3 protein-coding genes are annotated in these 3,241 nt (G+C 56.8%); 1 reads left to right on the top strand and 2 read right to left on the bottom strand.

The features are described 5' to 3' along the window. Nucleotides 1–154: 154 nt before the first annotated feature. Together AACW87_RS11830 and AACW87_RS11825 are read right to left on the bottom strand one after the other, a co-directional pair. A complete protein-coding gene (locus AACW87_RS11830; protein WP_241326815.1) occupies nt 155–394 on the bottom strand; it encodes a plasmid replication protein RepB in 240 nt (79 codons plus the stop codon). A 108-nt stretch (nt 395–502) separates the two neighbouring features. Further along, nucleotides 503–709 carry a hypothetical protein gene (locus AACW87_RS11825; protein WP_241326814.1) on the bottom strand — a complete coding sequence of 69 codons (207 nt, stop codon included), beginning with the start codon at nt 707–709 and terminating at the stop codon, nt 503–505. Nucleotides 710–2,215: 1,506 nt separating this feature from the next. Between AACW87_RS11825 and AACW87_RS11820 the strand changes: the two genes are divergently transcribed. Beyond that, nucleotides 2,216–3,211, top strand: coding sequence for a plasmid recombination protein (locus tag AACW87_RS11820; RefSeq protein ID WP_241326813.1), 996 nt, complete (start codon nt 2,216–2,218; stop codon nt 3,209–3,211). The last annotated feature ends 30 nt before the right edge of the window (nt 3,212–3,241 follow it).

Here is a 3,241-nt window from a genome sequence, read left to right as displayed (position 1 = left end):
TGGTGCTGGCCCTGAAAGGGGCCGTCAGCTCATCGAACGGTTGGATCATGGGGCTGCTCGGCCTGCATGACGTGTTCAGTTGGGCAGCCCCGGCATGGTGGGAAGGGGCTGTCTCGATGGCCGCACTGGCGGCCCTGCTGCGCTGGGCGCGACCCTAGCGGCTGCTGAGGTCTACCTCGATGCGGCGAAAGCCGATGCCGTGGGCTGTGTTGGCGGCCGCATCCATCGAGGAGAAGACCCGCCAGCCGCCGCGCTGCCGCTCCACCACTTCGGTACCGGCTTTACCAAAGCGTACCAGGTGAAGATGGAAGCCCGCCCCCATGGGGGTTGGAACGATCATGGCCTTGGAGAATCCACCCATGTCGAAGATGGTTTTGGCTTCTTTTTCCTGCATCATCAAACCTCCAATTTGAAACTTCAAATAGACGATTTGATTGTGACATACCGGAGGGCAAAAACAATCGAATTCAAGATTTGAGCCATCGAATCTGGAAAATGATTTTCACTGCGGCTCAAGGCCCAAGGCTATGAGGCATTCCCGCCACTTCTCAGCCTCCAAATCGAAGTTGAGCAGACCACCTTCCACGCTGATCCGGCTCCCCAAATCGAGCAGCTGCATGTCCGTCATGTCGCACAACCGCTTGCCAGCAGCATCCAGTAGCCATACCCGATCACCATCAAGCTCGATCAGGTGCTTGTCGAACTCCATAAGTACCTCCAGCCAGAGCCAAACCTAACCCGCGTCCGTGGATAACTGCTGCCGCCCACAAGCCGAACCGATGGCATGTGGACGGACAAGCGCAGTGACCCACCTCGCCAAGAGCATCTCTCTTTTTTTTCTTTTTAAGAAAGGACGCAAGACACGGGCTCTCCTATCTTTCGCTGCGCTTCAAGATAGGAGAGCCCTCCTGCTTGGCTACGTTAAAAATGACGTAGTTACGCTGGATCAGCTCGCCTTGCTCTGGACTATCGAGACTGCTTGCGGCAGCTCCCTCTCACGCGCTCCAGAGACACACCTCGCCATACTGCACCTGCTTCAGTCCCCGCCTGTGGGCCGGACTACCGCGCCATTTTTTAAGAGCTGGCCGTGGTTGGTTCCCCGTTACGCTCTAGTGGCAAATGCCCCAGGGTTGCGATCCCTGGGAGGCTATGGTGCGCGATCGCACGCTGGGCAGTGTGTGAGATTTCCCCGTTCTGCCCGACCAACCACACCCCAACACGGCAACATCTACATGCTTCCAATCCGTGCGGGTACGACTAAACGCCAAAGGTGGTGGCCTTCGGTAACGGGTCTGGTTGCGGGAATTTGCTTGAAAGGCACGGCGTGAAGCCGCTAAACTTGAATGGTATTGAGGTAGCTGCTTCCCGCTATGGAGCCGTTACCGGGTGAAGTCGGTTCCCCAACTGACTACACCTTCGAACAAACCGCCTGCCAGGGCGGTTTTTTCGTTTCTGGACAAGAGGGTACGCTGCAGACGCGGATCGCGTCAACACCCCTTGTTTTGGTTGTTTTTTGAGCATTCGTGCGACCGTGATGCTGAGAGATTTGGTATAGCCCCCGCATCCATGTGAAAATGCTCCCGATGCTTAGTTCATCGAGCAGTAGCAAGAGGCCCAGCCTCTGCTACTTGCAATAGCAGAATGCCGGGCCTCTATGTGTTCTACGCAACAATGGAGTGACCTTATGGCAGCTGTCGATTTTATCGACGCCCTAGTGGCACTGCTCACACTGTTGAGCATCATCATCAAGTACATTTAATAGTCATTTTTGACTGCCGCCTTCGGGCGGTTTTTTTTTGCTTATTAGGCGTTATCCGCCTAATGGCCATTTTAACGATCTTAAAAAACATTACTACACAACAATCGCCATACGAGTCCTCTCAGTATTAAAAAATGCAACGGTAAAATTGTTTTTTACAAAAACAGACCCAGAAGAGGCTATTTGCGCATCCATTTGAATCTCATTTTTCGGCGTTTCGAAAAATGGGCGCGAATGCTACCAGACCGCCTGAGTTGGGACAAATCCGCACTAAAGGCTTTGCTCCTAGGGAAGGGCTTCATTCCGCCCTTCCCTGGGAGCAAAGAGGCAAGCGCAGCGCGGCAGATCTTTTTGCCCCGCAGGGCTCCCACTTTGCTTGCCAAAGTGTAAGGAGAACACTTTGCTATCGAACTCTGGTACTCTCAATCGAGACCAAAGCCAAGGAGCAAAGACACAATGGCGCTCTCGTTTACATTCGCAGTCGATAAGATGCAGGCCCCAGCGATCGGCAGAGCAGAGGGACATAACCTTCGCCTCCACAAGACGGAAAGCCAGCTCAGACCGGAGGCATGGTTTACCCCAGAAGGCCGCCACCAGGTAGAGCAATGGCGACCGGAGGTGCTAGCAAAGGCCAAGGGGTTGGCAAAGCGGAAGGATGCCGTGCAGGCCATCCAGTTTGTGATCCAGCTCGGCAACCAGACCGACTGGCGTAGTGAGCCGGAGCCGGACTTCCCCGAGGGGCGTCCGATCTCATCCATCGCCGATCCGCTCAACCTCGCCGCCAAAGGGATCAGGGCATGGGTGGCGAAAGAGTTCGGGGACGAGAACTGCGTCGGGATCGATCTCCACACGGACGAAAGCACCCCCCATTTCCATGTCGTCGTGACCCCCGTCAAGAACGGCAAGCTACAGGCCAAAGCGTGGCTGGATGGGCCGAGCAAGCTCGCAGCCCTGCGGAAACGGGCATGGCAGGCCATCAGCGCCCACATCGAATGCGAATACACCCCCGGATCCCCCGGCGGGGCACCACACGATCCCCGAAAGGCAGCAGGGCAAACGCCAGCACCCACCCTGATCGACAAGATGATCGGGCACGCCAAGGCCCAGAAGCTGGAGCGGGAAAACGCCGCGCTGCGCGAAGAGAATGCCCAGCTCAAGCAAGTCCTGTTTAGCCGCCAGAAGGGCCGCTACAGCGCGGACAACGTGGCGCAAGCCCAGCAGGCGACCGCAACCGCGCAGAAGGCCCAGAGCGAGCTGCAGAGGACGCAGGGGGAGGTTCGGAAGCTCTCTATGGACCTCGATAAGGCCCAGGGCGTGATAAGTCGACAAGGGGCCGAGATCGACCAGCTCAAGGGCTACAACCGGACACTGGCCGAACAGAACAACGCACTGGACGAGAAGCTGCAGGAGCTGCAACCAAGGCCAAGCCGCGGCAGAGGGATGGGCCTATGAAGGCATGGCAGTTTTTCGGCCTGCTGGCGG

Source organism: Aeromonas sp. MR7 (assembly GCF_963899385.1).
Taxonomy (GTDB): domain Bacteria; phylum Pseudomonadota; class Gammaproteobacteria; order Enterobacterales; family Aeromonadaceae; genus Aeromonas; species Aeromonas bestiarum.
This window is presented reverse-complemented; position numbering and strand designations above follow the sequence as displayed.